Consider the following 6,755-nt stretch of genomic DNA (forward strand, 5'->3'; position numbering starts at 1 on the left):
TAACGACTCATTATCGAGCCATCAATGTATGCTTATACCCTTATAAAATGTAGTGCTAATTAAGCAAATATCGCGGCAGACTTTTTCACTTTTGATCTGAATACGCTTTCATCAGCACCAAAAACTCACATCAATAACAACAAAAGCCGCTGCCCACAGATGAATCAGCAATGAATAAGTGCAACACCATGGTATACATCGATAAATGCTAACCAGTAGTTAACAATCTTTATAAATTCAACTCAGTAGCCTGCGACATTGTGTCGCAGTTTGGTGTTTTTATATTGTCAGAATGGTTGAGGTTAAGCACAATCATGTGATAGGTAACGTCGGAAACATCCCCCGTTTTTAATAACTTATATCTAACTGACGTTATCGATTTTTGGTACACACTTTGGCGTTGTTTGGTTGATGGCTTTGAGTCGCAATCAAATGTCTACTCAATGCTTGGTGACTTTACTCAGCCTCTATCTGCTATGGGAATGGGGATAAATGCTGATTAAAGGTATCAGTTTAAATCTGAATAAGATTATTGGGCCTCTATTGATATAGAGGCCTTTTTTTATGATTTTTTCACTTAAATTTTATACCTACACCCAATGACACTAGCGCCCCAATTAAGGTTGTGATGACCACGGAGATCAGTGAGCCAATCAGTACATACTCCGTCATGCTTCGGTTGGCTGATTGATTTAACTCACCAAATCTGAATATCGACTTAGCGGCTAATACAAAACCCACTGCGGCATAGCTGCCCACCAACATAAACGTTAATATTAATAATCGCTCTAGGTAACCAATCAACTCGCCACCCGCAACAAGGCCGCTCACATTTGCTGTCTTATCACTAACAGGAACGGCAACACCATCGGTGTCGGTAACGGCGTCTGTGTCAGTATCCATTGCTGAGTTAACGATGGGATACTTATTCAACACAGCGCCAATCACAATTGAAGTTGGCTTTAGAATGAGTACATAAGCAAACACCACCAACACGCCATCGGAGAAACGTTCATGCTGTAACACTGCCTCAATCGATGCGCCACCTGCGACATGAAAAGCAATCGCAGCCAGTACCGAAACATGCAAAGCCTGATCAATAACAAAGTAGGCTAATTTATCTCCCTTTGGTGTAGTGACCTTCCATAAATCGATAATAAAATGACTTACCGCAACAATAACGATTAAGCAAACCGTTGAACGCCAATCAATCCCGAGTGCCATTGCAGGCAGTAATAATGCAACACCCTGTAAAGTCGCGTGAAGGTACAACTCAGGTGAACGGTAAGTGCGAGCTTTTTTAGCTTCTACCCACCGATCGGTCTGAAGATAAAAGTCACAAATGGTGTGAATTAATAAAAATGGAATGAGCACGCCGAAAAAATCAAACATACTTGAGCTCCGCGACTTTCTCCATGAACCGACAATTTAGCTCGTTGATCAACGGCCAACCTGACGCTTTAAGTGACTTGCTAGCAGTGGCTGTAGCCACATCGAGCATGTCAGCTAACTCACTAATCGACAAATCCTCATTGGTTCGAAGCATTGGCAACATCACTTCACATTGGCGCGCAGTTAAGTCGTTAAGTTGCTTATCAAGATACTTAAACAGTAAGTCAAAATACTCAGTGAGAGCGATGCTATCGGAGCTAAACAATAATCGGTCATTCTTAAGGCCACTGAGTCCGCGGCCAGACAGCACAAATGCTTGCCCCATCGACTCCGACACCGACTCACGTAAATCGGCATTTGCCGCAATTGCAAAACTAATCCGGCTATCAAATGCTTTACCAAGCGCCTTAATACCAATCCGGTATATAACGGTGTATCTCAACGCATTTTTAATATCATGCACGACAGACTGAAACTCATCACCGCGCTCAATACTGTGCGCATTTTCGCTATGCCCCTCGCTAATCCATGTCTGGATAGATTTGATCTGTTTAAGTAGTTGCTCAAACTGCGCAGAGGTTAGCTTTGTTGAGTCAACAACATCGCCAACAATCACGGCTATAGGTTTATTGGTAGGCTCCACATAACGCTCCTTTGTTTGCAGATTTAGACCAATTTAGCCAAAAATGGCTAATAATGCAAGCTTAGCCATTATTGGCTAATAACGACTAAGTGCATTGATAGTACACAAGCTTATTTAGCCGTTTATGGCTAAAAATAGACATTTAGCCACTTTAGGCTAATGATAATATGCCAGGCAAGTCGACAGATACGTTGAGATAACAATCCTGACGCAGGTGGCATAAAGCATGACACCAATCAAAGCCGATAGATTATCTCACAATTACGACGAGCAGCTTAAATGCGAGCATCCACCTACCCCAAAGAACTCAGATGCCTTGAGTCGATAGTATTTGTCTTCAACTTCTTGAGATTGCTCTGCGTAAGGTTTGGTCATCACCTTCTGCAATTCTCGAACAAGTGCATAATTGCCAACACTGGCTTGCTGATAAGCAGGTACCAGCAACCACTCGCGTAAAGTAAATTTAGGGTTAACTCGTTGCATCTGCGCAATAATATCATCACAGCTACGTGGTTGTGTGTCTGCATCTGCATCTGCATCTGCAATAAGCATATTGCTATTGTCTTCGGTACCAAGCAATGATTGCCATTGTGTCAGCCAAGCAGACCAGCGTTGCTCCAATCCTTGTGGCCCTTGCGATAAATCTCGATAGAAACTGTTAGTCAGTGGACCAATATCATCAGGCAACGACGAAAGCTCACGGAAAAACAGAGTGTAATCCACAGGGGTTTGCAGCATCAGCGTTTCAAGCTCATTAAATAGCGCCGCATCAAAAGTGTTAAGCCCAAGCTTGGCCGCCCACATGTGCTCCATCTTTGTTTGCATCTCAGTGGCAAAACCATCGACCAACTGCTGGAGCTGTTCTAGATAATCTGGTGTAGACATCAATAATGGGCTTAATGCGGTGCAAAACATCAAGAAATTACGTTCTGCAGCTACACCTTGATTAAGAAACGCGAAGTGCTGACCGCCACCCGTCCAAGGTTGATATTGTGGATTGAACACATCACAAAATCCAAACGGGCCGTAATCGAGCGTAAAGCCACCAGCGGCACAGTTGTCGCTATTAAAATTGCCCTGACAGTAACCAACACGGATCCAGTTCGCTATCAGTGACGTCAAACGGTTACGGAATTCACGCGCCAGCAAAAGCACTTTTTGTTCGTTAGTGAGTTTTTGGTCGATAACATCAGCGTATTCACGATCAATTAAATGCAACATCAACAGTTCAAGCTCTGCCATCGCTTGCGGGTGTTCCTGCGTGCGGGCGCGGCGACCAAATAGCTCAAGTTGGCCAACCCTAATAAACGAAGGTGCCACACGTGTCGAGATAGCAACCGCCTCACTAATCATTTGGTCAGGATCTTGTGCGTTAGAGCCCTCAGAATACCAAGGCCGCTGCACCGTCTCGGTTTTAGACACATACAAACTCAGCGATCGAGACGTTGGTACGCCAAGCGCGTGCATGTGTTCTTGCGCGAGAAACTCACGCACACTGGATCGCAGCACAGCGCGACCATCCGCACCGCGGCAATATGGCGTGCGGCCACCGCCTTTAAGCTGCATTTCCCAGCGTTTATCGTTAATCACAGCCTCAAGCACAGAAACAGCTCGACCATCGCCGTAGCCATTACCCGTTCTGAACGGACATTGTTGGATGTATTCGGTACCAAAAATGGACAATGCATATCCACACGCCCACCCAACCTTACTCATGGGTTCAGGAATGTTCGACAGGTCACCAGAGAACATGCTCATAAAATCGGCAGACTGCGCCATGCTGTCAGCAAAACCCAATTCAGCAAACAAGCTGTTGCTGTGTGCTACATACTCTGGGGTTTCAATCGGTGTTGGTTTAACAGGCACATAGTGGCCCGAAAACACTTGTCGTGGCGCATGGTCGACGCCGTTTGCTGTCGCGTCAGGATCGCTGTTGAGCGCATCCATCAATGAGTAGTTGACCAATTTAGCGAGATCGTCGACTGTCTCGACAGTAACGGGAGTTTGCTGGGACTGTTGATTAGTCATTGGGATACCTGTTGTTTGAGTAGAAGGGTTGTTCACAACTTGATGGTTCATCGTGTCGACGATGATTCTATTTGTTCGATTTCTGGAAGCGGATCTTGTCAGCATATATGTCGAAGGCCTGCGCGGTATAATTAGAAAGAGCCTGAAAGAAATGGATGGAGCCGACACCCATGGTAACGACTCGTTATAGTAATGGAAAGCTTAGCTTGCTGCATCTGCAAAGTATCTATTTCATCATATGATATATGGTATCTGAATTATGGCCTGCGGCCACTAACGTCGTGGCGCTTCACCCACACCAGATTTATCAAACTTCGTTTGAATTAGATCGCAAGGTTCCACCCTGCACGGGCCAAAAGGGGATCAACAGCAATCCCCTCTTTATTCTTTATAAAAGAATTGGCCCAGCCGCCCCGCAACATTTTCGCTATTTACAAAACAACAGCTGCGAAAAGGTAGCCATGGAGTTAAATTTAACTTTGACCTGTATTTGCAGACTGCTTCGGCCCATCTTGTAATAAAGAGTAAAAATGCTAACGCTTCCGATGGTACATCTGATGTGAATGGATTCACGAATGTCGTGATGGCAGGACGCCAAGAAACGACCTGTACCGTGAAAGCTAAGCTCACATCTGATAGGCAGGATGCCTGAATGCCTTGTAGCACATAGATGTGCGAGAAAGGCCATGTGAGCTTAACGCTATTTTCTTCAACATCCTCAAGTCTAGAGTTGAATTTGTACTTTTAAAGCCAAAAAATTAACTCATTTTTGCCCCGTTATGTGTTGGGCCTATGCTCACAAATTCCCTGACGTTACTCTTTGACTTAATTTTTCTCATGTCTTTACTATATAGTAGCGCTTCACATCTCATATCGCCACGACGACAAATTTACGCTAAAAATGAATTTATTTTTAATTGGGTCGCCAACAAATAAAATAATATGTCGGAATGTAATAGTTGCCAGAAAAAGCTTTATAAACATGATAATGGTAAAATTAAATTGTGGTTTTATGTCGCATGTTTTTTGAGTAAATGCCGTAAATATTTCAAATAACGATGAGCTTCAAGTATACTAAGGTCAAGCACTATATAGGAGGGTGAATCATGACAGCAACTGACTTTATTAATCAAAAGTTAAAGCGCTCTCGCCGCTATGTGTTCGAGCGTAAAGATTTCGACAATTATGCCAGCTATGACCAAATTGGTCGTGTTTTGAAAAAACTCGTGGCTCAAGGCGAACTGATGAAAGTCGGGTATGGTTTATACACTAAGTCAACGATCAACAGCCTAACTAATAAACCTATGCCAAAGAACCCAGGTGGCACTGATGCAATAATGCGTGAAATCTTAAAATTGCGTGGTGTAGATTTTGAAATGGATGCCATATCAAAAAAAAGCATCAATGGAAAGTCCACTCAAATACCAGCTTCAATCCAGTACAAGTGGGATTCTAAGCAATTCAACCGCATCATTAAAGTTGGTAACAGGGTATTGAGTAATCGACAATGACCATATCAAAACTAAAAAAGCAGTTTCTTGAAATCTCTGATGCACTCGAATTAGGTAACCCATCCATCCCGGAAAAGGACTATTGGGTTGTGTCACTACTTGCTATGTTGGAAAATGTAAACAGTGAGCACCATCGACTTGTGTTTTCAGGTGGAACAGCTTTAGCTAAGTCAAACATTAAGATCATGCGTATGTCTGAAGACGTCGATATAAAATTGATTCCTACTTTGGAATTTCTCAACAAAGGTACAGAAGCGAAAAAAAGAGCTCGCAAAGTATTAGTTGAAGATCTCCTAGCGATGTTAGCTGAGCACCCTTACCTAAAATACTTTAAAAAAACGGTTTTAGATTCATATCGCTATGTAGAAATCGAAATAGAGTACCCTCAACAATACAATCAAGCACCGTGTCTACGACCTTACATCAAACTTGAGCTCATTGAGACCATTGAACTTCAAGGGGTTGAATCTCGCACTATTTCATCGCTAGTGGCACAAAGCTACAAGCAACCTGCCGAAGTAAGCGCTATGTCGTGTATTTCCATTGATTCGACTTTGGTTGAAAAAGTGCTTTCCATGTTACGCCGCACCATGTCAGTCAAGCGTGATCCAAAGCGTATGGATGACGAGACATTGGTTCGTCACATCTACGATGTGCACTGTATTAGCTTAGAACATATGATTGATATGGACGTGTTAAAGCCGATTTTTAATGCTGTCTTAGAAGAAGATAAGGCGCGATATGGAAATCAACATCAGGAGTTTGTCGACGATCCGCATAATGAGTTAAAGCTGGGATTAGAAGAGCTAGAAACCAACGAATTGTTTCATAAGCGTTTTGACGAGTTTGTAGCTCCAATGGTGTACAACTCAGATCCACATAACTTTGATACCTGCTTTGCTTCGTTTAAAGGGATTTCAGAGCAGCTTATCGCCTGACCCTCGATGCTGCCATTGCAGCTCTTAGCTACATCTTAACTGGTGCATGTTTTCTTTAAACAGATTTTTGTCCAAAAATAAGCTAGATAACTTCTAAAGTAATGTCCAACTTTCGTTAGCCAATACAGTTTCTTCTTGGTTTGGTATGGACTAAGCGCCACAACATTCATAGCTATGTGCAAGACCTAATAGGTTTAATATAACCCGATTTGTCTTCACCGATCTCTAACACGTTAACGTCTT

At 43.0% G+C, this 6,755-nt stretch carries 5 protein-coding genes; 2 read left to right on the forward strand and 3 right to left on the reverse strand.

Going from position 1 to position 6,755, the window contains the following annotated elements:
* Positions 1-573: 573 nt before the first annotated feature.
* From AAEY98_RS20805 to AAEY98_RS20815, 3 genes are all read right to left on the reverse strand, one after another.
* The gene (locus tag AAEY98_RS20805; RefSeq protein WP_351019333.1) at positions 574-1,392 is read right to left on the reverse strand and encodes a DUF3307 domain-containing protein; all 819 of its coding nucleotides are present in this window, start codon (positions 1,390-1,392) and stop codon (positions 574-576) included.
* On the reverse strand, positions 1,385-2,035 hold the full coding sequence (locus AAEY98_RS20810) for a hypothetical protein (protein ID WP_101088427.1): 651 nt from the start codon (positions 2,033-2,035) through the stop codon (positions 1,385-1,387). Before AAEY98_RS20810 ends, AAEY98_RS20805 begins: the two co-directional genes overlap by 8 nt.
* A gap of 261 nt (positions 2,036-2,296) precedes the next feature.
* Positions 2,297-4,063: a protein adenylyltransferase SelO gene (locus AAEY98_RS20815; RefSeq protein WP_351019337.1), complete on the reverse strand. Its 1,767-nt coding sequence runs from the start codon at positions 4,061-4,063 to the stop codon at positions 2,297-2,299.
* 1,106 nt (positions 4,064-5,169) lie between these two features.
* On the opposite strand from AAEY98_RS20815, the gene AAEY98_RS20820 reads away from it, so the two are divergent.
* Positions 5,170-5,574 (forward strand): DUF6088 family protein, encoded by a 405-nt coding sequence (locus AAEY98_RS20820; RefSeq protein ID WP_182770863.1) that lies wholly within the window; start codon positions 5,170-5,172, stop codon positions 5,572-5,574.
* Complete coding sequence (locus AAEY98_RS20825) at positions 5,571-6,512, forward strand: nucleotidyl transferase AbiEii/AbiGii toxin family protein (RefSeq protein WP_351019340.1); 942 nt, start codon at positions 5,571-5,573, stop codon at positions 6,510-6,512. The genes AAEY98_RS20820 and AAEY98_RS20825 overlap by 4 nt, the downstream gene beginning before the upstream one ends.
* Positions 6,513-6,755: the final 243 nt, after the last annotated feature.

It is taken from the genome of Shewanella sp. AC91-MNA-CIBAN-0169 (assembly GCF_040310165.1).
GTDB lineage: Bacteria > Pseudomonadota > Gammaproteobacteria > Enterobacterales > Shewanellaceae > Shewanella.